This is a genomic window from Kitasatospora acidiphila, from assembly GCF_006636205.1.
Classification (GTDB): Bacteria; Actinomycetota; Actinomycetes; order Streptomycetales; family Streptomycetaceae; genus Kitasatospora; species Kitasatospora acidiphila.
On record NZ_VIGB01000003.1, the window covers coordinates 6,040,557 to 6,062,400 of the forward strand.

Sequence of the window (21,844 nt, forward strand, 5' to 3'; positions counted from 1 at the left end):
GGCGGCGGTCGGCCGGCCGTGGCCGATCAGGGAGAATGGTGTCCATGAGCGACTCCTCCTTGACCCCGGCAACCCCGTACCGATCAGGCTTCGCGTGCTTCGTCGGCCGCCCCAACGCCGGCAAGTCGACCCTGACCAACGCCCTGGTCGGGACCAAGGTCGCGATCACCTCCGACCGCCCGCAGACCACCCGGCACACCGTGCGCGGCATCGTGCACCGCCCCGACGCCCAGCTCGTCCTGGTCGACACGCCCGGTCTGCACAAGCCCCGCACCCTGCTCGGCGAGCGGCTCAACGACCTGGTCCGCAGCACCTGGGCCGAGGTCGACGTGATCGGTTTCTGCCTCCCCGCCGACCAGAAGCTCGGCCCCGGCGACCGCTTCATCGCCAAGGAACTGGCCGAGATCAAGAAGACCCCCAAGGTCGCCATCGTCACCAAGACCGACCTGGTGGACTCCAAGCGGCTGGCCGAGCAGCTGATCGCGATCCAGCAGCTCGGCGCCGACCTGGGCATCGAGTGGGCCGAGATCATCCCGGTGTCGGCCGTCGGTGATCAAGAGGTGGGACGCAGTCCCTCGAATAAGGGTGGTGGTGGGCGAGGGGCAGGCCAGGTGGAGCTGGTCGCCGAGCTGATCACCAAGCTGCTCCCCAAGGGCCAGCCGCTCTACCCGGACGGCGACCTGACCGACGAGCCCGAGCAGATCATGGTGGCCGAGCTGATCCGCGAGGCCGCGCTCGAAGGCGTCCGGGACGAGCTGCCGCACTCGCTGGCCGTGGTGGTCGAGGAGATGCTGCCGCGCGAGGACCGCCCCGCCGACCGCCCGCTGCTGGACATCCACGCCAACGTCTACATCGAGCGGCAGAGCCAGAAGGCCATCGTGATCGGGGCCAAGGGCGCCCGGCTGAAGCACGTCGGCACCACCGCCCGCAAGCACATCGAGGCCCTGCTCGGCACCCCGGTCTACCTCGATCTGCACGTCAAGGTTGCCAAGGACTGGCAGCGGGACCCCAAGCAGCTGCGCAAGCTGGGGTTCTGAGCGAAGGTCCTGAACGCCCGTCAGCCCGCCAGCTCGACGCCCTGGTGCAGCACCAGCGAGATCAGCTCGCGCTGGGAGTCCGTCAGGTTCGGGTCGGCGCAGTACACCGTGCGGTTGTCCACCGTGATCATGTAGTGGTAGCCGTCCGGCACGCCGAAGCCGCGCAACCGTGAGGTGCCGACCACCGCCTCACGGGCCAGCGCGTGCACATGAGGGGCGTCGATCCGGGCCGCCGTGTCCAGCTCGGCCCGGGTGGTGCGTCCGGCGAACCCGCCGCTCCTGGTGACCGCAATGCGCATGGTTGCCAGTCTGCTACGGGCAGCGGCGGCTTGCTGGATTTCTCCTGAGTGAACGTCAGGACTTTTCCGAGTGCGTTCACAGGGGCAGGCCGACCCCCTTCCAGGCGCCGGCGACGGCCTCCACCACCGGTCCGTCGCCGAACCGGGCCCGGGCCGCGGCGGCCGTCGCCCGGGCGAATTCGGCGAAGGAGGCGTCCGGGTGCAGCGAGCCGTTGGTGAGGGCGTCGTACCAGACCCGGCCGGCCCGCTCCCAGGCCGCGCCGCCCAGTGTCATCGCGAGCAGCTGGAAGGCCCGGTTGGGGATGCCGGAGTTGATGTGCACCCCGCCGTCGTCCTCGGTGGTGTGCACGTAGTCGTCCATCGAGCCGGGCTGCGGGTCGCGGCCCAGCCGGGGTCGTCATAGGCGGTGCCCGGCGCCTTCAGCGAGCGCAGCGCCCGGCCCCGCACGCCCGGCCCGAACAGCCCGGCGCCGATCAGCCAGTCCGCGTCCTCGGCCTGCTGGCCCAGCGCGTACTGCTTGACCAGGCTGCCGAAGACGTCCGCCACCGACTCGTTGAGCGCCCCGGACTGGCCGTGGTACGCCAGGGCGGCGCTGTACTGGACCACGCCGTGCGCCAGTTCGTGGCCGATCACGTCCACGCAGCCGGTGAAGTCGCCGAACAGCACCCCGTCCCCGTCGCCGATGACCATCCGGGCGCCGTCCCAGAAGGCGTTGTCGTACTTCTCGCCGTAGTGCACGGTCGCCTGCAGCGGCAGCCCCGCGCCGTCCACCGAACGCCGCCCGTAGACCTCCAGCAGCAGGGCCAGGGTCGCGCCCAGGCCGTCGTAGGCCCGGTTGACCGCCGGGTCCGAGGTCGGCGGGCCGCCCTCGGTGCGCACCGTGTGGCCGGGCAGCTGTTCGGTGCAGCCCGCGTCGGCGATGGTGCGCCCGGGGCGGGCGGCGGGGGCGGCCGGGGCCAGGCCGCGGGCCCGGGCGGTGCGCAGGCTGGCGTCGAGGGCCCGGGAGCGCCGGGCGGCCTCGTCGCCGAGGTCGGCCAGCCGGTCCAGCAGGTACGGCGGGATGATGGTGCAGAGCTGCGTCATGGCGCACAGCGTCACCGATCACTGACCTGCTGTCACGCACCCGGCCGTCTCAAGGAGTGGAAATGTCGCGGTCTCGGCTTCGGCCTCGCGAAGGGCTGGGTTAGTCTGGCGCCATCATGCACTACCGGCTGCTTCTTCTTAGCTGCCGCGGCGAGGGCCTGTAGGACCGTTCGGAGGCCGGCTCCCTCGCCGCGGGGTTCGTGCATGCGCACTTCGGTGACGTGTTGCGCTCGCACCAGTCGGCCCGTCGGGTGAGGTGTCCCCGACCAGCCAGCATCCGAAGAGAAGCCGAGAGTCCTTCCATGACCGATCAGTTCTCCGTGGCCCGCGCCTTCGTCGACCGTCCGACCCCGATCACCGCGGCTTCCGTGCGCCAGCGGCCCTCCGGGATGCCGTTCCAGCGCTACCTGCCGTTCGGCACCGTCGAGCTGCCGGACCGCACCTGGCCCGGCCAGGTGATCACCAAGGCGCCGCGCTGGCTCTCCACCGACCTGCGGGACGGCAACCAGGCGCTGATCGACCCGATGTCGCCGGCCCGCAAGCGCAAGATGTTCGACCTGCTGGTGTCGATGGGCTACAAGGAGATCGAGGTCGGCTTCCCGGCCTCCGGGGCCACCGACTTCGAGTTCGTCCGGTCGCTGATCGAGCAGGGCGCGATCCCCGAGGACGTCACCATCTCGGTGCTGACCCAGGCCCGCGAGGACCTGATCGAGCGCACCGTCGCGTCGCTGGCCGGCGCCCCGCGCGCCACCGTGCACCTCTACAACGCGACCTCGCCGATCTTCCGCCGGGTGGTGTTCAAGGGCAGCCGCCAGGACGTCAAGGCGATCGCGGTGGACGGCACCCGGCTGGTGATGGAGTACGCCGAGAAGCTGCTGGGCGACGAGACCGTCTTCGGCTACCAGTACTCGCCGGAGATCTTCATCGACACCGAGCTGGACTTCGCGCTGGAGGTCTGCGAGGCGGTGATGGACGTCTGGCAGCCCGCCGAGGACCGCGAGATCATCCTCAACCTGCCCACCACGGTGGAGCGTTGCACGCCGAACGTGTACGCGGACATGATCGAGTGGATGTCCCGCAACCTGACCCGCCGTCAGTTCGTCGCGCTGTCCACGCACCCGCACAACGACCGCGGCACCGGCGTGGCCTCCGCCGAGCTGGCCGTGATGGCCGGCGCCGACCGGGTCGAGGGCTGCCTGTTCGGGCAGGGTGAGCGGACCGGCAACCTGGACCTGGTGAACGTCGGGATGAACCTGTTCTCGCAGGGCGTCGACCCGATGATCGACTTCTCGAACATCGACGAGATCCGGCGCACCTACGAGTACTGCAACCAGATGAACGTCCCGGAGCGCCACCCCTACGCCGGCGACCTGGTCTACACCTCGTTCTCCGGCTCGCACCAGGACGCCATCAAGAAGGGCTTCGACGCCCTGGAGGCGGACGCGGCGGCGGCCGGCGTGCCGGTCGGCGAGTACACCTGGGGCGTGCCGTACCTGCCGATCGACCCCAAGGACGTGGGCCGCAGCTACGAGGCGGTCATCCGGGTCAACTCGCAGTCCGGCAAGGGCGGCATCGCCTACGTGCTGAAGAACGACCACAAGCTGGACCTGCCGCGCCGGATGCAGATCGAGTTCTCGAAGATCATCCAGGCCAAGACCGACGCCGAGGGCGGCGAGGTCACGCCGGCCGACATCTGGGCGGTCTTCCAGGACGAGTACCTGCCCACCCCCGAGAACCCGTGGGGCCGGATCGCCCTGCGCGAGCAGCAGGCGCTGACCACCGACGACGGGCGCGACGCGCTGACCGTGGCCGCGCTGGTGGACGGCGTGCAGACCCAGCTGACCGGTTCCGGCAACGGCCCGGTCTCCGCCTTCACCGACGCGCTGGCCGGGATCGGCGTGGACGTGCGAGTACTGGACTACGCCGAGCACGCGCTGAGCGAGGGCGGCGACGCCCAGGCCGCCGCGTACGTGGAGTGCGCGGTGGACGGGCGGGTGCTGTGGGGCGTGGGCATCGACGGCAACACCGTGCGCGCGTCGCTGAAGGCCATCATCAGCGCCGTCAACCGCACCGCGCGCCGGTGACCTGGCTGGGCCCGCTTCACAGGTAGGGCCCAGCTGTGGCCCAGGAAGTGTGTCCTGGGCCACACTTTTTTGCTTCGGCACCCGTTAGGGGTGCTGACACCCGCAGGCAACCGTGGCACCATCGGTGAACCGGAATCGGGGGTTGGTGGGACGGACCCCGGGGCCGGTCGCGAGACCTGCCCGTCGTCGTGCAGGCCGCCTGCCAAGTCTTGGGGAGTTGGCGCCGTGACACGGTTGTGGGGTGTTCGCCCGAAGTGGCGGACGGATGTGCTCGGTGACTTCTTCTGCCCAGGCTGTGGTGGAGACCGCAACTACCGCCGGCAGCACGGTCGGCGGTGGCTGCGGTTGCTGGAGCTTCCGGTGCTGCCGCTGGGCGGTGTGCTGGCCACCGTGCAGTGCGTCAACTGCCAAGGCAGGTACGGGCTGGAGAGCCTGGAGCAGCCCACCTGCGGGCGGCTGACCGGGATGCTCAGGGACGCCCAGTACACCATCGCGCTGGCCATGCTGGCGGCCGGCGGGGCCGGTTCGGCGGCGGCCCGCACCGAGGCCTGCGAACTGGTCCGGCTGGCCGGCTTCGAGGACTGCGGCGAGGCCCAGGTGCTGGCCGCGCTGGCGGCGCTCTCCGGGTACGGCGAGCCGGGCTTCTCGGCGGCGTCCGGGGCCGGGCTGGGCAGCGGGCTGGACGTCGAGCTGCATGCCGCGCTGGAGGCGCTGGCCCCGCACCTGGCCGAGCAGGGCCGGGAGCGGCTGGTGCTGCAGGGCGCCTGGATCGCGCTGGCCGACGGCCGCTACCAGCCCGCCGAGCGGGCCGTGCTGGCCGCCGTGGGCAGCTGCCTGCGGCTTCCCGAGGACGTCGTCACCCAGCTGCTGGAGGCGGCCACCAGCACGCCGCACTGACGCCCGGCCGCTCGCGCAGCGGCTGCCCGCGCCCCCGCCGTGCGCCCGGGAGCCGCGCGCGGTGGGGGAGAATGGGCGCATGAGTCTGATCCGCGACGACGGCGTCGTGCTCCGCGCCCAGAAGCTCGGCGAGGCCGACCGGATCATCACGCTGCTGACCCGCCAGCACGGCAAGGTCCGGGCGGTGGCCCGCGGCGTCCGCAAGACCAAGTCCAAGTTCGGGGCCCGGCTGGAGCCGTTCTCCCATGTGGACGTGCAGTTCTTCAGCCGCGGCAGTGAACTGGTCGGCCGCTCGCTGCCGCTCTGCACCCAGGTGGAGACCATCGCCCCGTACGGCGGCGGGATCGTCGGCGACTACGGCCGCTACACCGCCGGCACCGCCATGCTGGAGACGGCGGAACGTTTCGCCGAGAACGAGGGCGAGCCCGCCGTCCAGCAGTACCTGCTGCTGGTCGGCGCCCTGCGCACGCTGGCCGCCGGCACCCATCAGTCGCACCTGGTGCTGGACGCCTTCCTGCTGCGGTCGCTCGCGGTCAACGGCTACGGCGCCAGCTTCACCGACTGCGCCAAATGCGGCATCGAAGGGCCGAACCGGTTCTTCTCGCTGCCGGCCGGCGGCGTGCTGTGTGCGGACTGCCGGGTACCGGGATGTGCCGTACCCTCCCCTGAGACACTGGTTCTGCTCGGCGCCCTGCTGTCCGGAGACTGGCAGACCGCGGACGCCTGCGAGCCGCGGTACTGGCGGGAGGGAAGCGGCCTGGTCGCCGCCTACCTCCAGTGGCACCTGGAGCGGGGTATCCGCTCGATGAGATACGTGGAGAAGTGAGCATGGCAGCGCGACGGCTCTTCGGCGCCAACAAGCAGCGCGAGTACCGCGCCCCGGACCCGCACCCGAGCGGTGCACAGCCGCCGAAGCTCCCCGGAGAGCTGATCCCCAAGCACGTCGCCATCGTGATGGACGGCAACGGCCGCTGGGCCAAGGAGCGCGGCCTGCCCCGCACCGAGGGCCACAAGGTCGGCGAGAGCGTGGTGCTCGACGTCATGAAGGGCGCCATCGAGCTGGGCGTCAAGAACATCTCGCTCTACGCCTTCTCCACCGAGAACTGGAAGCGCTCCCCTGACGAGGTGAAGTTCCTGATGAACTTCAACCGGGACGTGATCCGCCGCCGCCGTGACGAGCTGGGCGAGATGGGCGTGCGGATCCGCTGGGCCGGCCGGATGCCCAAGCTCTGGAAGAGCGTGGTCCAGGAGCTCCAGGTGGCCGAGGAGCAGACCAAGGACAACGACCTGGTCACCATGTACATGTGCGTCAACTACGGCGGCCGCGCCGAGGTCGCCGACGCCGCCGCCGCGATCGCCGCCGACGTGGCGGCCGGCAAGCTCGACCCGCGGAAGGTCAACGAGAAGACCATCGGCAAGTACATGTACCACCCGGACATGCCGGACGTGGACCTGTTCCTTCGCCCCAGCGGCGAGCAGCGCACCTCCAACTTCTGGCTCTGGCAGTCCGCCTACGCCGAGTTCGTGTTCCAGGACGTGCTCTGGCCCGACTTCGACCGCCGCGACCTGTGGCGCGCCTGCGAGCAGTACGCGATGCGCGACCGCCGCTTCGGCGGCGCCCTCCCCAACGAGGTCGCCCCCGCCGCTGCCGAGGTCCCCGCACAGCGCTGACCTTTTCTTCACACTCGGCCCGGAACTGACATGGTTCCGGGCCGAGTTGCCGTTTTGACGGGTTGTGGGGGTACGGTTTTCCGCTATAACCGTACGCAACAACGGGGGAGCGGCAATGGTTGCTGACCATTTCCACATAGAGCCGGACAAGGTCACCGCGGTGAGCGCCGACTTCAGCAGTAGCTCGAAGGGCATGGACGGGCAGCTGAGCACCTTCGCGACCAAGGCGGAGAACGTCAACGACGCCTTCGGTGTGCTGGCCGAGTCCACCGACGCGCTGGGGAAGTACGTCCAGATGACCCAGGCCACGGTGACCAGCCTGCGCCAGCTGCAGACCCAACTGCAGGGCTACTCGGACGGATTGGCGGCCGTGGTGAAGGCCTACAAGGAAACCGACCACAACAACGCTCAGAACCTGGCGGTCTGACGATGGCTCAGAACCCGGACAGCGGGCAGACCCAGACACCGCCGCCGCCGAAGATCGAGCAGAGCTTCGACATCTTCAGCCCGGGCGGCGACCCGTCCGTGCTGCGCGACTGCGCCCTCGCCTGGCGCGGCATGGCCGCCGATCTCAAGACCACCAGGGACAGCCTGGACAAGGAGGTCAGCGGCCTCGGCGACGCCTGGACCGGCGCCGCGGCCACCGCCTTCCACCAGCACTGGCAGGACACCCGCAGCCAGATCGACGGCGCGCTGCCCAACTTCGAGGCCGTCGCCAAGCAGTTGGACACCGCCGCCGACTCGATCGAGGAGGTCAACAAGCAGATCCAGGAGATCGTCGTGGAGATCGCGGCCACCGCCGCGATCGGCATCGGCCTCTCCATCGTCACCGCCGGCTTCTCCGACGCGGCCGCCGCGGCCTCGGCCTCCGTCGAGGCGGGCGAGGCGAGCGCGGCGGTGGCCCGGCTGGCATCGATCCTGAAGGACGTCGCCGAGGCCCTCGAGAGCATCAAGAAGCTGATGGAGAGCAGCAAGCTCGCCAAGTTCGGCATCAAGCTCGCCGGCAACTTCGGCGCCAACCTCGGTGGCAACGTCCTCGGCCAGGCGCTGTCCGGCCAGCAGATCACCTGGGGCACCGACATCCAGAACGCGGGGGTGTCGGCGGTCGTGGGGACGGGGCTGGGCGAGCTGGGCTCGGCAGCCGCGCCCAAGGTCGCCCAGGCGCTCACCAGCTCCGGGGCACACGCGACCCAGTGGGCCGGCAAGGACGTGATCGACGGGATGCTCAAGGGGGACGGCTTGCTCGGCGGGGCGGTCAACAACTCCGTCACCAGCGCGGCCGGCACCGCGGCGGCGGACGGCGTGAACGAGGTGGAGAACCCCGGCAGCGTCAGCAGCTTCTGGGAGGACGTGGCCTTCTCGGGACTGGGCGGTGCGGCAGGTGGCGCCGCGGTGCACAACGGCCGGAAGATCTACAGCGGCTCCGGCAAGCACCGGGACGCCGGGGACCCGATCCTCGGTGACGCCCTCACCAACGCGGGCGCCTACGGCCTGGCCGGCGCCAGCGAGAACGACGACACCGGTGAGCCCGCACCGCAGGTGCCGTTCGACAAGGGCTCGCCGCTGGTCGACCCCAAGGGCGCCTACCACCAGTGACCTAGGCTCTGGCGGGGCCGCGCACCACCGGCGGCCCCGCCGGCCGAAGGAGCAGCAGCAGTGTTCGAAGTCCGCAAGAGCATCAAGCGGTTCCGCGAGGATCCGGCGTGGGAGTACCACCGGTACCCGGATGACGCGTGGATCCCGTTCGACCGGCACGGCTACCCGTTCACGCTGGAGAGCGGGCGCAGTCATGTGCTCGATCTGCTGTGCGGGACGGCTGCCGGGTATCCGGTGGCCCTCATGCACATGGTCGTGCCGCCGTCCGGGGCGAACCGCGGCGGCACGCTCTACGACTTCTCACTGGCGGTGCTGGAGCTGCCGTTCGCTCTTCCCGACACCGTGCTGACCCCTCGTCGGCTGGCGGGCATGTGGCGCATCCACCTCCGGGACCCGTACTCCCGCGGTGCCGGTTCCGTCGACCCGCTACCCGGCAGCGGCCCGAACCCCGAGGTCCGCAGGGCCAGCGCCGTCCCGGAGTTCGGCACGGCGCTGATCACCGACGAGTTGCTGCGGCTGACGCTGGAGGCGGACTGCGGCTGGCGCCTGGCGGGCCGGCACCTGATCGGCTGGACCGACAAGCGCCGCACCTACGAGTACCTGATCACCATGGCCGAGCGGCTGGCCGGCATCGTCGCGGCGTTCCCGCCGGGCGTCCGGGAGTGGCGCGGCCGGCGCTGACGGGGCCAGATCCCCGCGCGCTGACGGTTTCTTGACGATCGGCCCGGAACCGGCTCGACTTGCGGTGCTCGAGCTGCCGTTCCTGCTCCCCGACACCGCGGTGACAGCCCGTCGGCTGGCGATCACCTACCGCACCCAGGAGCGGCCCCCGTACTTCCGGGGCGCCGGGCGGTCCGACCCGCTGCCCGGTGGCTACCCGAGGTCCGCGGCGCACCAGGTCAGCGCCATCCCGGAGTTCGGCATGGCGTTGATCACCGATGAGGTCGTCCGCCTGACGGTGGAGGCGGACTGCGGATAGCGGCTGGCGGGTCGTCATCTGATCGGTTGGACGGATGAACACCACACGTACGACCACCTGGTCGCGCTGGCCGAGCGGCTGGCCGGGATCGTCGCGGCGTTCCCGCCCGCCGCCCGGGCGTGGGCCGTGTCGCTGTAGGGCCTAACCCTGCTGGGCCCGCTGCTTCGCCGCGCAGTCCGCGCAGGTGCCGAAGATCTCCAGGGTGTGCGCGATGTCGCTGAAGCCGTGCTCGGTGGCGACGGAGGTGGCCCAGCGCTCCACGGCGGGGCCCTCCACCTCGACGGTGCTGCCGCAGTGGCGGCAGACCAGGTGGTGGTGGTGACCGCTGCTGCAGCGGCGGTAGACCGCCTCGCCGTCGGCCGTGCGCAGGACGTCGACCTCACCGGCATCGGCGAGCGACTGCAGGGTGCGGTAGACGGTGGTCAGGCCGACCGATTCGCCCCGGTGCTTGAGCAGATCGTGCAGTTCCTGCGCGCTGCGGAAGTCCTCGAGCTCGTCCAGCGCGGCGGAGACCGCGGTGCGCTGACGAGTGGAACGGGCGCGTGGCGACGGGCCTGCGGTGGTCACCGGTGCTCCTCCTGGGCTTCGGGGCGGGTCACACCTCATTGTGCCAGCCCCGCGCCCTCGGTCGGCTGCTCCGCAGCCTTGCTGCCCTCCCGCTGCCCGGGCAGCCCGCGCTGCCGGTGCCGCCGCCTGGCCAGCGGCGCGGCCAGCGCGCTGAACACCGCGAAGCAGGCGATGGCGAGCAGCACGATCGCGGAGCCTGGCGGCACGTCAGCCTGGTAGGAGGTCACCACGCCGCCGAGCGAGACCAGCACCCCGATGACGACGGAGAGCGCCTGGGTGGCCCGGAACGAGCGGGTGAGCAGCTGGGCCGCCGCCACCGGCACCACCATCAGCGCGCTCACCAGCAGCAGCCCGACCACCCGCATCGCGACGGTCACGGTGACCGCGGCCATCACCGCGAGCAGCAGGTTGAGCAGCCGCACCGGCACCCCGGTGACCTTGGCGAACTCCTCGTCCTGGCAGACCGCGAAGAGCTGGCGCCGCAGGCCGAGCATGACCGCGATGACCACCGCGCCCAGCACGGCGATGGTGACCAGGTCGCCGGCGTCCACGGCCAGGATCGAGCCCCAGAGGTAGCTGTCCAGGCTGCCGCCGGTGCCGCTGGCGGCCGGCGACTTGCTGATCAGCAGCCGTCCGCAGGCCATGCCGCCGTAGAAGAGCATCGCCAGGGCGATGTCGCCGCGCTGGTTGCCGCGCGAGCGGACCAGCTCCATGATCACCGCGGCCAGTACGCAGACCAGCACGGCCATCCAGACCGGGCTGGTCTGGAACACCAGGCCGAGGCCGACACCGGTGAGCGCGACGTGGCCGATGCCGTCGCCCATCAGCGCCTGGCGCCGCTGCACCAGGTAGATGCCGACGGCGGGGGCGGTGATGCCGACCAGCAGGGCGGCGAGCAGCGCCCGCTGCATGAAGTCGTAGGAGAGCAGGTCGCTCATGTCAGCAGCCCCTGACGGATCTCGGTGTGGTGGTGGTCCTGGTGGTGGTCGCCGTCGTGTCCGTGTTCGTGGCCGGAGCCGGCCGGCGGGCCGTCCTGCACCACCAGGCCGTCGCGCAGCAGCACCGCGCGGTCGATCAGCGGCGCCAGCGGCCCGAGTTCGTGCAGCACCAGCAGCACCGCGGCGCCCCGCTCGACCTGCTCGCGCAGGGTGTCGGCGAGCACCTGCTGGCTGGCCAGGTCGACCCCTGCCATCGGCTCGTCCATGATCAGCAGTTCGGGCGCGCCGACCAGCGCGCGGGCGATCAGCACCCGCTGCTGCTGGCCGCCGGAGAGGTCGGCGACCCCGTCGCCGGCGCGCTCCAGCATGCCGACGGCGGCCAGCGCGGCGTCCACCGCGACCCGGTCCTTGCGGCGGAACGGCAGCAGGCGGTGCTGGGCCAGCCGCCCGGTGGCGACCACCTCGCGCACCGTCGCCGGGACTCCGCCGGCCGCGGTGGTGCGCTGCGGCACGTAGCCGATCCGGTGCCAGTCGCGGAACCGCTGGCCCGGCACGCCGAACAGCTCGCGCTCACCGCCGGTCAGCGGCACGCTGCCGATCACCGTCTTGATGGTGGTGGACTTGCCGGAGCCGTTGGCGCCGAGCAGCGCGACCACCTCGCCGGGGGCGACGGTCAGGTCGATGCCGCGCAGCACCGGGCGGCCGCCCTGGGCGGCCTGGGCACAGCGGAGCCGGACGGCGGCCGGTGTCGAGTCGTGGGGCGCGGAGTCCATGGTGGGGTCCCGTCAGCTCGCGCAGCCGAGAGCATCCCGCAGGTTGCTCAGGTTCTGCTGCATGATCGTGAGGTAGGTGTCCGGGGAGCCGGCCTTGACGCCCTCGATGGGGTCGAGCACGGCCGTCTTCAGGTTGAGGTCCTTGGCGACGGTGTCGGCGAGCTTCGGGCTGACCAGGGCCTCGAAGAAGACGGTGGTCACGCCGCTGTCCTTGGCGGCCTGCTGGATCTGCGCGAGCCGGGCCGGGGTGGGCTCGGACTCCGGGTCGACGCCGTTGATGGCGATCTGCTGCAGGCCGTAGGTGTCGGCGAGGTAGCCGAAGGCGGCGTGGCTGGTCACGAAGGACTTGCGGGTGCAGCTCTTCAGGCCGGTCTGGAAGCTCTGGTTCAGGGTGCCGAGCTCGGCGACCAGGGCGTCCGTGTTCTTCTGGTACTCGGCGGCGTTCGCGGGGTCGGCCTTGGCCAGCTCCGCGCCGACGCCCTTGGCGACGGTGGCGTAGCGGGTCGGGTCGAGCCAGGTGTGCGGGTCGCCGGTGTTGCCCTTGGCCGGGGTGCCGCCGTCGGTGCCCTCGTCCAGGTGGTGGTCGAGCAGCGGGGAGAGCGCGGCGGCGTCCACCACGTACTTGCTCTTGGACTGCGCGACGGCCTTGTCCACGGTGGGCTGCAGGCCCTTGAGGTAGAGCACGGCGCCGGCGTCCTGCACGGCGCCGACCTGCTTGGCGGTCAGCTCCAGGTCGTGCGGCTCGGTGCCGGGGGCGGTGAGGTCGGTGACCTTGACGTGGTCGCCGCCGATCTGCTCCGCCAGGTACTGCAGCGGGTAGAACGCCGCGACCACGTTGACCTTGCCGTCGGCGGTCTTGGCGCCGGTGGTGCCGCTGCCGCAGGCGGAGAGCGCCAGCGCGCCGGTGACGGCGAGCGCGGTGAGGGCGATCGGGGCGGTGGCTATGCGGCGACGGAACATCATGACAATCATTCTCATATTATCTGGAAATGATAGTCAACTCGCGCAGATGTGACATCGGGCGCTCACGGCGCCCCACGCGCGCCGGGTAATCGATTTGAGCCCCCCACCCGCACGCCCGGTAACCTGAGGTATTCGGGTGCGCGCAACCAGCCGCGCCTTGACCGGGCCGTCGCGCGTGAGCGCGGCGTCGTATTGAAGAGAGCACTGTGGCCGCCGACAAGATCGACACGATCGTCAGCCTGAGCAAGCGCCGAGGCTTCGTCTACCCCTGCAGCGAGATCTACGGCGGTACCCGCGCCGCCTGGGACTACGGGCCGCTGGGCGTCGAGCTCAAGGAGAACATCAAGCGCCAGTGGTGGCGTGCGATGGTCACCGCTCGCGAGGACGTGGTCGGACTCGACTCGTCGGTGATCCTGGCCCGCGAGGTCTGGGAGGCCTCCGGCCACGTGCAGACCTTCACCGACCCGCTGACCGAGTGCACCTCCTGCCACAAGCGGTTCCGCGCGGACCACCTGGAGGAGGCCTACGAGGCCAAGCACGGCAAGGTGCCCGCCAACGGCCTGGCCGACCTCAACTGCCCCAACTGCGGCACCAAGGGCGCCTTCACGGCGCCCAAGGAGTTCTCGGGCATGCTGAAGACCCACCTCGGCCCGGTCGAGGACGGCTCCGGCCTGGCCTACCTGCGCCCCGAGACCGCGCAGGGCATCTTCACCAACTTCAAGGCCGTGCAGACCACCTCGCGCAAGAAGCCGCCGTTCGGCATCGCCCAGGTCGGCAAGAGCTTCCGCAACGAGATCACGCCCGGCAACTTCATCTTCCGCACCCGCGAGTTCGAGCAGATGGAGATGGAGTTCTTCGTCAAGCCTGGCGAGGACGAGAAGTGGCACGAGTACTGGCTCGACCAGCGCTACAACTGGTACCGCGACCTCGGCCTGCGCGAGGAGAACATGCGGTTCTTCGAGCACCCCAAGGAGAAGCTCTCCCACTACGCCAAGCGCACGGTGGACATCGAGTACCGCTTCAACTTCGGCGGGTCTGAGTTCTCGGAGCTGGAGGGCATCGCCAACCGCACCGACTACGACCTGACCGTGCACAGCGAGCACTCCGGCGTCGACCTCAAGTACTTCGACCAGGAGTCCGGCGAGCGGTACTTCCCGTTCGTCATCGAGCCGGCAGCCGGTCTCAACCGCGCGATGCTGGCCTTCCTGCTCGATGCCTACTTCGAGGACGAGGCGCCCAACGCCAAGGGCAACATGGAGAAGCGCGTCGGCATGCGGCTCGACCCGCGGCTGGCCCCGGTCAAGGTCGCGGTGCTGCCGCTGTCCCGCAACGCCGACCTCTCGCCGAAGGCCCGCGGCCTGGCCGACGACCTGCGCAAGGCCTGGAACGTGGAGTTCGACGACGCCGGCGCGATCGGCAAGCGCTACCGCCGCCAGGACGAGATCGGCACCCCGTTCTGCGTCACCGTCGACTTCGACACCCTGGACGACAACGCGGTCACCATCCGCGAGCGCGACACCATGGCCCAGGAGCGCGTGTCGCTGGACCAGGTCAAGTCGTACCTCGGCGCGCGCCTGATCGGCTGCTGACCCACCGCCGTTCGAAAGGAGCGGGCCCCTTCCGCACGGAAGGGGCCCGCTCCTTCGTTCGTCTCCGTCGTTCTCACGCCAACCGTTCTTTCTCACGCCAACCGCTCGCGCGCCGCCATCAGCGCGAACCCGAGCAGGTTGAGCCCGCGCCAGCGCGCCGGACTCGCGGCCCGCTCGTCGTCGGCCGCCAACCCGATGCCCCACACCCGGTCCACCGGACTGGCCTCCACCAGCACCCGGTTGCCGGTGCCGAGCAGATACGCGCGCAGCGCCGGATCCTGCCCGAACTTGGCCACATTGCCCGCCGTCACCAGCTCGAACCGCGCCTCGGCCCACCGCTCCTCGGTGAACCCCCGCACCTGCCGACCCAGCTTCTTCGCCTCGGCGGGCGTCCGCGCCGCCAGGATCCGCGGCACCAGCGCCTCGTCCCCGAACAGCCGCGCCTTGCTCACCATCATCCAGTGCTCCGCCGTGGCGTACCGCACCCCGCCGATCTCGAACGGCGACGGCCACCACTGACTCAGCGACCCCGGGCCGGTGCTGCCGTCGCGCTGGGGCTGGTGCCCCCAGAAGAACAGGTACTTGGGCCGGGCACCGGCGGTGGTGAGGGACAGCAGGTCGGCGACGGAACGGGACTGGGAAGGGTGGTTCATGGGGCGATCGTCGCAGGAGGGGGTGACAGCGGGCGAGGGCTTTTCGGATGTGCCGGGTGGAGAACGGACCATCCGCGCGGCCCTCGCCCGGGTGCCGCGTAAGGAGGCGTAGGTTCGGTCCCAGTAGGCACGTTGGCACGTTCGGGGAGCTCATGGACATCCTGATCCTCGCCGCCGGTTCGACCGGTGACGTCATCCCGTTCACCGGGCTCGGGGTTCGACTCCTTCGCGCCGGGCATCAGGTGGCCATCGCCACCCAGCCGCGGTTCGAAGCCCTGGTCACCGCGAGCGGGTTGGGCTTCCGGCCGCTGCCCGGGGAGTTGCGGCGCGAGTTGAAGCCCATGCAGCAGGCGGCCGCGTTCATCCGGGACATGGGGAGCGGGGCGCCGGCGCTGGCCGAGCCCAAGGTCGACGTGCTGCTGGTCAACGCGACCACCGCGCAGCTGGGCTGGCAGCTGGCCGAGGCCACCGGGGCCGCCTGCGTCGGGGCGCTGCTGCAACCGGTGCACCCCACGGGGGAGTTCTCGTCCGTCGTCGGGGGCGGCCGCTCGCTGGGCCGCTGGGGGAACCGCGCGGCGGGGCGGCTGGCGCTGCGCATCATGGACCGGATGTACGACCCGACGGTCCGTCGGCTGCGTGCCGAGTTCGGGCTGCCGCCGATGCGCGCCGCTGCCGTCCGGGCCCGCGAGGAGCGGGCCGGCTGGCCGGTGCTGTACGGCTACAGCACTGCTCTGCTGCCCCGCCCGGCGGACTGGCGCGCCGGGCTGGAGGTGGTCGGCAACTGGTGGCCCGATGTGCCGGCCGATGCCCAACTCCCTTCCGAGCTGGTCGACTTCCTCCAGGCCGGACCGCCGCCGGTGCTCATCGGCTTCGGTAGCATGGGCAGTGGCGAGGGCGAGCGCCTCAGCGAGCTGGCCGTCGCCGCCCTCCGCGAGGCGGGCCTGCGCGGCCTCCTGCAAGCCGGCTGGGCGGGCCTGGCCGGCGGGGACGCCCACCCGGACATCCTCACCATCGGCGAACTGCCCCACGCCCTGCTCTTCCCCCAGCTGGCCGCCGTCGTCCACCACGGCGGCGCGGGCACCACCGCGGCCGCCCTGCGCGCCGGAACCCCCTCCCTCGCCGTCCCCATCCTCGGCGATCAGCCCTTCTTCGGCCGCCGCATCGCCACCCTGGGCGCCGGCCCCGCCCCGATCCCCTTCAAGCGCCTGACCGTTGACCGCCTGGCCACCGCCCTCACCGACGCTGTGACCACCAGGTCCTACCGCGCCCGCGCCGCCGCCATCGCGGAGCGGATGGCCGGCGAGGACGGCGCGGGGCGGGCAGTGGAGCTCATCGAGGAGTGGACCAGGCCGCACTGACCGGACCACGGCAAGCCGAAGGGCGGCTGGTGACCACCAGCCGCCCTTCCGCAACCAACGCCCAACTGCCTCCTGGGGCTCACCCCATGGACCGCGGCAGGCGGGTCGACAGGAAGGTGACCACGGCGGCGCCGGCCAGCTCGATCACCAGCACCAGGGCCAGTGCGTGCGCCATCCCCATCGTGGGCACCAGGGAGAGGAACAGGGTGCCCAGGGTCGCCACGCCCAGGGCGAGGCTGGACTGCTGCGTGGTGGCGAGGACACCGCTGCCGACGCCCGCCCGCTCCAGCGGGACGGTGGACAGCACGACCCGGAACAGCGGGGTGCCGACCAGGCCGTTGCCGCTGCCGATCAGGAACATGGCGGGCAGCAGCGAGAAGATGCCCAGGTGCTTGAAGTCGGCCAGGACCGTCACCATCAGCACGATCAGACCGACCGGCATGATCAGCGAGCCCGCCGTTATCACCCGGCTGCCGAACCGGCCGATCAGGCGCGGGCCGGCCAGCGAGGTGGAGAAGTAGCCGACGGCGAGCGGGACCAGGGCCCAGCCGGAGTCGACGGGGCTCAGGTGCAGGCCCTGCTGCAGGGTGATCGCCAGGATGAACATGAAGGCGCCGAAGTTGCCGAAGTAGGGGAGCGCGATGCCCAGTCCGCGGCGCATTTCGGGGATCCGCAGCAGCGTCAGCGGCACCAGCGGCGTCTGACCGGCGGCCTCCGAGCGGCGCTCGACGGTGATGAACGCCCAAGCGATGAACGGGAAGAGGCCCAGCGAGACCCAGGTCCACAGCGGCCAGCCGACCGCGCGGCCCTCCATCAGCGGCACGAACAGGCTGAGCAGCGCGGCGCAGAGCAGCAGGGTGCCGGGCAGGTCGACGCGGCTGGGCGCGTCGGAGCGGCTCTCGGGCACGGCGCGCAGCGCCAGCACGCCGGCGGCCAGCGCGAACGGCACGTTGAGCAGGAAGACCGCGCGCCAGCTGCTGCCGAACAGGTCGGCCTGCACCAGCATGCCGCCGAGCACCTGGCCGATCACCACGGCGATGCCTCCGGCCGCACCGTAGATGCTCAGCGCACGGGCCCGGTGCGGGCCGCTGGTGGAGGCGGTGATGGTGGCGAGCACCTGCGGGATCAGCAGCGCGGCCGCGGCGCCCTGGGCGACCCGGGCGCCGACCAGGGTCCAGGCGGTGGGGGCCAGGCCGCAGGCCAACGAGGTGAGGGCGAACAGGGCCGCGCCGGCGATGAACAGCTTGCGGCGGCCGAGGCTGTCGCCGAGCCGTCCGCCGAGTACCAGCAGGACGGCGAAGGCGATGCCGTAGCCGGCGGCGACCAGTTCCAGCACGGCCGGGCCGGCGGCCAGGTCGTGGTCGATGGTGGGCAGCGCGACGTTGACGATGAAGAAGTCGAGCATCGGCAGGAAGGCGCCGAGCAGGACGGTGATCAGGCCGAGGGCCGAGAGGGAGCGGTGCTCGGCGGAGGCGGGGACGGCTGCCGGGGCGGGGGCGGTCGGGAGGGGGAGGCGGCCGGTGAGGGCTTGCGGGCGGTCCAGTTGCTGTTCCAGTTGCTTGGTCACGACGACTACGATCCCGTCCGCAATAGCCTGGTACCAGAGTCTCGTTATCCTGGTACCAGAACTACCCGGCACCAGGGTCGCGTTCGGTGTGCCAGGGGCGCATCCTAGGGGCATGTCCACCGTCAACACCCCTGCCGACACGGCCAGTCGACCGCTGTCCGACGCCCTCGCGCCGCACGCGGACGCCCTCGCGCCGTCCGCCGACGCCCTCGCGCCGTCCGCCGACGCCCTCGCGCCGTCCGCGCCGATCGAGCGTCCCGCGTCGCCCGCGCACACCGCCAGCCCCGAGCTGCGCCGCCAGGAGCTGGCCGCGTTCCTGCGCAGCCGCCGGGAGCGCATCACCCCGGAGCAGGTCGGCCTGCCGTCCACCGGCCGCCGGCGCACGCCGGGGCTGCGCCGCGAGGAGGTGGCGCAGCTCGCCTCGGTGGGCGTCACCTGGTACACGTGGCTGGAGCAGGGCCGGGACATCCAGGTGTCGGGCCAGGTGCTGGCCGCCGTCTCCCGGGCGCTGCTGCTGGACCCCAACGAGCGGGCCCACCTCTACACGCTGGCCGGCGCGGCCGATCCGGTGCCGAGCAAGGACTGCCCGATCGTCACCCCCGTGGTGCAGCGGGTGCTGGACCAGCTCGCCCCGCTGCCCGCCTGCGTGCTGAACGCCCGGTACGACGTGCTGGCGTACAACGACATGTACGTGAAGCTGCTGGGTGAGCTGGATGATCTGCCGTTCGAGCAGCGCAACCTGATCTGGCTGCTCTTCACCGACCCCGGGTACCGCGCCCGCTACCTCGACCCGGAGGCCGCCAGCCGGACCGTGGTCGCCCGGCTGCGCACGGGGCTGGCCGAGCACGTGGGCGATCCGGCCTGGAAGGCGCTGCTGAACCGGCTGCGCCAGGCCTCGCCGGAGTTCGAGGAGGCCTGGGCGCGGTATGACGTCGCGGCCCAGGTGGCGGGCGGCATCAAGGGCTTCGTGCACCCGGTGGTGGGCTCGCTGCGGATGAACTACACCTCCATGTGGCTGGGACCGCGCCAGGGCGCCCGGGTGACCGTCTACACCCCCAGCGACGAGGACTCGGAAGCTCGGCTGCAGCAGCTCGCCCGGCCCTGAGCCCACTCTGAGCCCGCTCCGAGCTCGCTCCGAACCCGCTCCGAACCCGCTCCGAACCCGCTCTGACCTGTGCTGAGCTGGACCGCTCGGATCATGAGCGCAAGAAACCAGCGCCTAACCGCCACCAGGCGCTGGTTTCCACCACGATCGGGCCGCCTCGCGCTGAAACTAGCGATCGCCTTGCGCGCTCGCTTCCCTACCATTGCGACCGTCTACACGTACGACCATCGAATGGGGTGACGAGCCATGGGGCGGATCGTCGTCATCAGCACCGGCGGAACCATCGCCAGCCGCTGGCAGGGGACCGGCTTCGCCGCCGACGCCCGCGGCGACGAGGTGATGGCCACCGCCGCCGTGCCCACCGGCATCGAGGTCGAGGTGGTGGACCTGTTCAGCGTGAACAGCCCGCGCCTCACCACCGTCCACCAGCTCACCCTGCTGGAGACCGTGCACCAGGTGCTCGCCGACCCGGCGGTGGACGGCATCGTGGTCACCCATGGCACCGACACCCTGGAGGAGACCGCCTTCCTGGTCGACCTCCACCACCACGACCCGCGCCCGGTCGTCTTCACCGGCGCCCAGCTGCCGATGGACGCCGCCGACGGCGACGGCCCCGGCAACCTGCACGACGCCCTGGTCACCGCCGCCACCGTGCGCGACCTCGGCGTGCTGATCGTCTTCGACGGCAAGGTGCACGCCGCGCGCGGCACCGTGAAGACCCAGACCGTGGCCGCCGACGCATTCGCCGACCCGTCCGGCAACCGGGTCGGGGACGTCGGCTTCGGCCGGGTCTGCGTGCTGCAGACCCCCGAGCGGTCGGCCCCGCTCCCGCTGCCCGTCCAGCCGGCCGTCGCTCCCCGGGTCGACGTGGTGGTGCACCACAGCGACGGCGACCCGGTGCTGTTCAACGCCGCGATCGACGCCGGTGCGCAGGGCGTGGTGCTGGTCGCCACCGGCGCCGGCAACGCCACCCCGGAGTTCGTGGACGCGGTGGCCGCCGCCCGCGCCCAGGGGGTGCTGGTCGCCCTGACCACCCGGGTCTCAGCCGGTGCGGTCACCGAGATCTACACCCACGGCGGCGCGGTCGACCTGGTCGCCGCCGGAGCGGTCCCCACCGGGACGCTGCGCGCCGGCCAGGCCCGGATCGCCGTGCTCGCGGCGCTGCTGGCCGAGACGGCCGGCGAGCGCCGAACCGAGGTGCTGCGCGCGCTCCTCGGGCAGCCCGACGGGCAGGCCGCCGCTGTGGCTCTGCCCGACGGGGAGGCCGTCGCTGCGGAGCTGCCCGACGCGGCCTGACCGGCGGGACCACCCGGCCGGCCCGGTCAGCCGGGTCAGCCGGGTGAGCCCGAACAGTCCGGACAGCAGCAGCAACTGAGCGCCGGTGCCCAGGCTCATCGACAGCCAGACGCCCCGCACCCCGAGGGCGGGCACCGCGCTCAGCCCGTAGGCGAGCGGCAGTTGGAGCCCGGCGCCGAGCAGCGTCACCCCGAACACCGCCCGGCTGCGCCCGCCGCCCAGGAACACCCCGCCGAGTGCCACCACCCCGCCAGCAGCACCAGATACGGCACCAGGTAGCGCAGCAGTACCGTGCCCGCGCTCAACACGCCTGGTGCGTCGGTGAATCCGGCCAGCACCCAGCGCCCGCCCAGGGCGAGCGCCAGCCCACCGGCGGCGGCGACGGACATCGCCACCAGCACAGCCTGACGAGCGATCAGGTTCCGTGCTGTTTCCGCGTCATGGGCTTCGCAATGGCGGGCGGTGAGGATGCTGGCCGCCTGGCGAACGGCATAGCAGGCCATGGTGATGAAGAGGATCACCTTGGTCCCGATCCCGTAGGCCGCCAGCTGGCCCTCGCCGAACCGGGCGACGATGCCGACCAGGCTCATGGCGATGCCCATCCGCACCACGAAGTCCCCCGATGCCGGCAGCCCGACCGCCAGCAGCCGACGCATCACCGGGACCAACTCCCGCACGGGGGAAGGCTTCGGCCGTAGCGGCAGGCGCGTCAGGCTGCGGACCAGCGCGATCGCCCGCCCGAGCACCAGGGCCAACGCGGCACCCCGGACCCCGAGATGGGCGCCGTAGATGAGCAGCGGATCGAGCACCAGGACGCACCCGTTGGCGAGCAGTGCGGTCCGCATCGGAGTCCGGGTGTCGCCCATTCCCTTGAAGATGCCGTCCACCACGTTCTGGGCGAAGAAGACCGCGATGCCGGGAAACGCGATGGCGTAGAACTCCCCGGTGAGTCGGGCGGTTTCGGCCTCGGCCCCGACGAGTAGTCCCGCCAGCTGGTGGCGCAGCAGAAAGCCTGCGACCGCGACGAGCGGCGTGAGCGCCAGCCAGAGGATGGCGGCCGCCCGTGCGATCAGGGGCGGGGCGTCGTGTCGACCGCGCGCCTGCGCCTCGGCGAGCAGCACGGTGGTGCCGACGTTGGCCATCAGGATGACGCCGAGCAGGACGTTCTCCGTGGTGGTGGCCACGGCGGCGGCGCCCACGGCCGAAGCGCCCAGGCGGGCCAGCCAGGCGGTGTCGATGACGCCGGCGATGACGCCGGAGAGCAACTCCCCGTAGACCGGCAGGCCGAGCGTCAGCAGGGCGCGGCGGGTCTGGCGGGGCGACGGCAATGGTGGCATGAGCACACTCCTCCTCTGGCGGCACCTCTTCTGACGGCACCTCTACTGGCAG

21 protein-coding genes and 1 pseudogene are annotated in these 21,844 nt (G+C 71.5%); 13 read left to right on the forward strand and 9 right to left on the reverse strand.

Features of this window, described 5'->3' with window-relative positions; translation table 11 throughout:
* Positions 1–35 precede the first annotated feature (35 nt).
* Positions 36–1,037, forward strand: a complete 1,002-nt coding sequence (locus E6W39_RS28560; RefSeq protein ID WP_141635939.1) for a GTPase Era — start codon at positions 36–38, stop codon at positions 1,035–1,037.
* 20 nt (positions 1,038–1,057) lie between these two features.
* On the opposite strand, the gene E6W39_RS28565 is transcribed toward E6W39_RS28560, so the two are convergent.
* Positions 1,058–1,336 carry a protealysin inhibitor emfourin gene (locus E6W39_RS28565; protein ID WP_141635940.1) on the reverse strand — a complete coding sequence of 93 codons (279 nt, stop codon included), beginning with the start codon at positions 1,334–1,336 and terminating at the stop codon, positions 1,058–1,060.
* A gap of 76 nt (positions 1,337–1,412) precedes the next feature.
* Positions 1,413–2,419 (reverse strand): annotated as a pseudogene (locus E6W39_RS28570) (M4 family metallopeptidase).
* 302 nt (positions 2,420–2,721) lie between these two features.
* On the opposite strand from E6W39_RS28570, the gene leuA reads away from it, so the two are divergent.
* The 8 genes from leuA (at position 2,722) to E6W39_RS28610 (ending at position 9,646) form a co-directional block, all read left to right on the forward strand.
* Positions 2,722–4,503 carry a 2-isopropylmalate synthase gene (gene leuA / locus E6W39_RS28575; protein ID WP_141635941.1) on the forward strand — a complete coding sequence of 594 codons (1,782 nt, stop codon included), beginning with the start codon at positions 2,722–2,724 and terminating at the stop codon, positions 4,501–4,503.
* Positions 4,504–4,728: 225 nt separating this feature from the next.
* On the forward strand, positions 4,729–5,400 hold the full coding sequence (locus E6W39_RS28580) for a TerB family tellurite resistance protein (protein ID WP_141635942.1): 672 nt from the start codon (positions 4,729–4,731) through the stop codon (positions 5,398–5,400).
* A gap of 79 nt (positions 5,401–5,479) precedes the next feature.
* Positions 5,480–6,226 carry a DNA repair protein RecO gene (gene recO / locus E6W39_RS28585; protein WP_101380238.1) on the forward strand — a complete coding sequence of 249 codons (747 nt, stop codon included), beginning with the start codon at positions 5,480–5,482 and terminating at the stop codon, positions 6,224–6,226.
* A 2-nt stretch (positions 6,227–6,228) separates the two neighbouring features.
* Positions 6,229–7,071 carry an isoprenyl transferase gene (locus E6W39_RS28590; RefSeq protein ID WP_141635943.1) on the forward strand — a complete coding sequence of 281 codons (843 nt, stop codon included), beginning with the start codon at positions 6,229–6,231 and terminating at the stop codon, positions 7,069–7,071.
* A gap of 115 nt (positions 7,072–7,186) precedes the next feature.
* Complete coding sequence (locus E6W39_RS28595; RefSeq protein ID WP_141635944.1) at positions 7,187–7,498, forward strand: type VII secretion target; 312 nt, start codon at positions 7,187–7,189, stop codon at positions 7,496–7,498.
* Positions 7,499–7,500: 2 nt separating this feature from the next.
* Positions 7,501–8,667: a WXG100 family type VII secretion target gene (locus E6W39_RS28600; RefSeq protein WP_141635945.1), complete on the forward strand. Its 1,167-nt coding sequence runs from the start codon at positions 7,501–7,503 to the stop codon at positions 8,665–8,667.
* A 60-nt stretch (positions 8,668–8,727) separates the two neighbouring features.
* Positions 8,728–9,348, forward strand: a complete 621-nt coding sequence (locus tag E6W39_RS28605) for a hypothetical protein (protein ID WP_141635946.1) — start codon at positions 8,728–8,730, stop codon at positions 9,346–9,348.
* Positions 9,349–9,379: 31 nt separating this feature from the next.
* Entirely contained in the window at positions 9,380–9,646 is a 267-nt protein-coding gene (locus E6W39_RS28610) for a hypothetical protein (RefSeq protein WP_220140268.1), read from the forward strand.
* Between the two features lie 141 nt (positions 9,647–9,787).
* Here the strand turns inward: E6W39_RS28610 and E6W39_RS28615 are convergent, their stop codons facing one another.
* The 4 genes from E6W39_RS28615 to E6W39_RS28630 are packed head-to-tail and all read right to left on the reverse strand — an operon-like array spanning position 9,788 to position 12,887.
* On the reverse strand, positions 9,788–10,213 hold the full coding sequence (locus tag E6W39_RS28615) for a Fur family transcriptional regulator (RefSeq protein WP_141635948.1): 426 nt from the start codon (positions 10,211–10,213) through the stop codon (positions 9,788–9,790).
* Between the two features lie 35 nt (positions 10,214–10,248).
* Entirely contained in the window at positions 10,249–11,151 is a 903-nt protein-coding gene (locus E6W39_RS28620) for a metal ABC transporter permease (protein WP_141635949.1), read from the reverse strand.
* A complete protein-coding gene (locus E6W39_RS28625) occupies positions 11,148–11,924 on the reverse strand; it encodes a metal ABC transporter ATP-binding protein (protein ID WP_141635950.1) in 777 nt (258 codons plus the stop codon). Before E6W39_RS28625 ends, E6W39_RS28620 begins: the two co-directional genes overlap by 4 nt.
* 12 nt (positions 11,925–11,936) lie before the next feature.
* Positions 11,937–12,887 (reverse strand): metal ABC transporter substrate-binding protein, encoded by a 951-nt coding sequence (locus tag E6W39_RS28630; protein ID WP_141635951.1) that lies wholly within the window; start codon positions 12,885–12,887, stop codon positions 11,937–11,939.
* Positions 12,888–13,093: 206 nt separating this feature from the next.
* Between E6W39_RS28630 and E6W39_RS28635 the strand changes: the two genes are divergently transcribed.
* Entirely contained in the window at positions 13,094–14,476 is a 1,383-nt protein-coding gene (locus tag E6W39_RS28635) for a glycine--tRNA ligase (RefSeq protein ID WP_141635952.1), read from the forward strand.
* 92 nt (positions 14,477–14,568) lie between these two features.
* Here E6W39_RS28635 and E6W39_RS28640 read toward each other — a convergent pair whose 3' ends face one another.
* Positions 14,569–15,129 (reverse strand): NADAR family protein, encoded by a 561-nt coding sequence (locus E6W39_RS28640; RefSeq protein ID WP_141635953.1) that lies wholly within the window; start codon positions 15,127–15,129, stop codon positions 14,569–14,571.
* Between the two features lie 152 nt (positions 15,130–15,281).
* On the opposite strand from E6W39_RS28640, the gene E6W39_RS28645 reads away from it, so the two are divergent.
* Positions 15,282–16,487 (forward strand): glycosyltransferase, encoded by a 1,206-nt coding sequence (locus tag E6W39_RS28645; protein WP_141635954.1) that lies wholly within the window; start codon positions 15,282–15,284, stop codon positions 16,485–16,487.
* A gap of 79 nt (positions 16,488–16,566) precedes the next feature.
* Here E6W39_RS28645 and E6W39_RS28650 read toward each other — a convergent pair whose 3' ends face one another.
* The gene (locus E6W39_RS28650) at positions 16,567–18,168 is read right to left on the reverse strand and encodes an MFS transporter (protein ID WP_141638002.1); all 1,602 of its coding nucleotides are present in this window, start codon (positions 18,166–18,168) and stop codon (positions 16,567–16,569) included.
* On the opposite strand from E6W39_RS28650, the gene E6W39_RS28655 reads away from it, so the two are divergent.
* A complete protein-coding gene (locus E6W39_RS28655; RefSeq protein WP_141635955.1) occupies positions 18,167–19,159 on the forward strand; it encodes a helix-turn-helix transcriptional regulator in 993 nt (330 codons plus the stop codon). The genes E6W39_RS28650 and E6W39_RS28655 overlap by 2 nt on opposite strands.
* 246 nt (positions 19,160–19,405) lie before the next feature.
* Positions 19,406–20,455, forward strand: coding sequence for an asparaginase (locus E6W39_RS28660; protein ID WP_141635956.1), 1,050 nt, complete (start codon positions 19,406–19,408; stop codon positions 20,453–20,455).
* A gap of 185 nt (positions 20,456–20,640) precedes the next feature.
* Here E6W39_RS28660 and E6W39_RS28665 read toward each other — a convergent pair whose 3' ends face one another.
* Positions 20,641–21,792: an MATE family efflux transporter gene (locus E6W39_RS28665; RefSeq protein ID WP_228718393.1), complete on the reverse strand. Its 1,152-nt coding sequence runs from the start codon at positions 21,790–21,792 to the stop codon at positions 20,641–20,643.
* Positions 21,793–21,844 lie beyond the last annotated feature (52 nt).

Excerpts from the sequence above, each read along its gene's own strand:
- recO (WP_101380238.1), top strand. The coding sequence starts at position 5,480 with ATGAGTCTGATCCGCGACGACGGCGTCGTGCTCCGCGCCCAGAAGCTC.
- E6W39_RS28620 (WP_141635949.1), bottom strand. The coding sequence starts at position 11,151 with ATGAGCGACCTGCTCTCCTACGACTTCATGCAGCGGGCGCTGCTCGCC.
- E6W39_RS28595 (WP_141635944.1), top strand. The coding sequence starts at position 7,187 with ATGGTTGCTGACCATTTCCACATAGAGCCGGACAAGGTCACCGCGGTG.
- E6W39_RS28560 (WP_141635939.1), top strand. The coding sequence starts at position 36 with ATGGTGTCCATGAGCGACTCCTCCTTGACCCCGGCAACCCCGTACCGA.
- leuA (WP_141635941.1), top strand. The coding sequence starts at position 2,722 with ATGACCGATCAGTTCTCCGTGGCCCGCGCCTTCGTCGACCGTCCGACC.
- E6W39_RS28655 (WP_141635955.1), top strand. The coding sequence starts at position 18,167 with ATGTCCACCGTCAACACCCCTGCCGACACGGCCAGTCGACCGCTGTCC.
- E6W39_RS28590 (WP_141635943.1), top strand. The coding sequence starts at position 6,229 with ATGGCAGCGCGACGGCTCTTCGGCGCCAACAAGCAGCGCGAGTACCGC.
- E6W39_RS28650 (WP_141638002.1), bottom strand. The coding sequence starts at position 18,168 with ATGCCCCTAGGATGCGCCCCTGGCACACCGAACGCGACCCTGGTGCCG.
- E6W39_RS28625 (WP_141635950.1), bottom strand. The coding sequence starts at position 11,924 with ATGGACTCCGCGCCCCACGACTCGACACCGGCCGCCGTCCGGCTCCGC.
- E6W39_RS28660 (WP_141635956.1), top strand. The coding sequence starts at position 19,406 with ATGGGGCGGATCGTCGTCATCAGCACCGGCGGAACCATCGCCAGCCGC.
- E6W39_RS28665 (WP_228718393.1), bottom strand. The coding sequence starts at position 21,792 with ATGCCACCATTGCCGTCGCCCCGCCAGACCCGCCGCGCCCTGCTGACG.
- E6W39_RS28640 (WP_141635953.1), bottom strand. The coding sequence starts at position 15,129 with ATGAACCACCCTTCCCAGTCCCGTTCCGTCGCCGACCTGCTGTCCCTC.
- E6W39_RS28565 (WP_141635940.1), bottom strand. The coding sequence starts at position 1,336 with ATGCGCATTGCGGTCACCAGGAGCGGCGGGTTCGCCGGACGCACCACC.
- E6W39_RS28600 (WP_141635945.1), top strand. The coding sequence starts at position 7,501 with ATGGCTCAGAACCCGGACAGCGGGCAGACCCAGACACCGCCGCCGCCG.
- E6W39_RS28645 (WP_141635954.1), top strand. The coding sequence starts at position 15,282 with ATGGACATCCTGATCCTCGCCGCCGGTTCGACCGGTGACGTCATCCCG.
- E6W39_RS28630 (WP_141635951.1), bottom strand. The coding sequence starts at position 12,887 with ATGATGTTCCGTCGCCGCATAGCCACCGCCCCGATCGCCCTCACCGCG.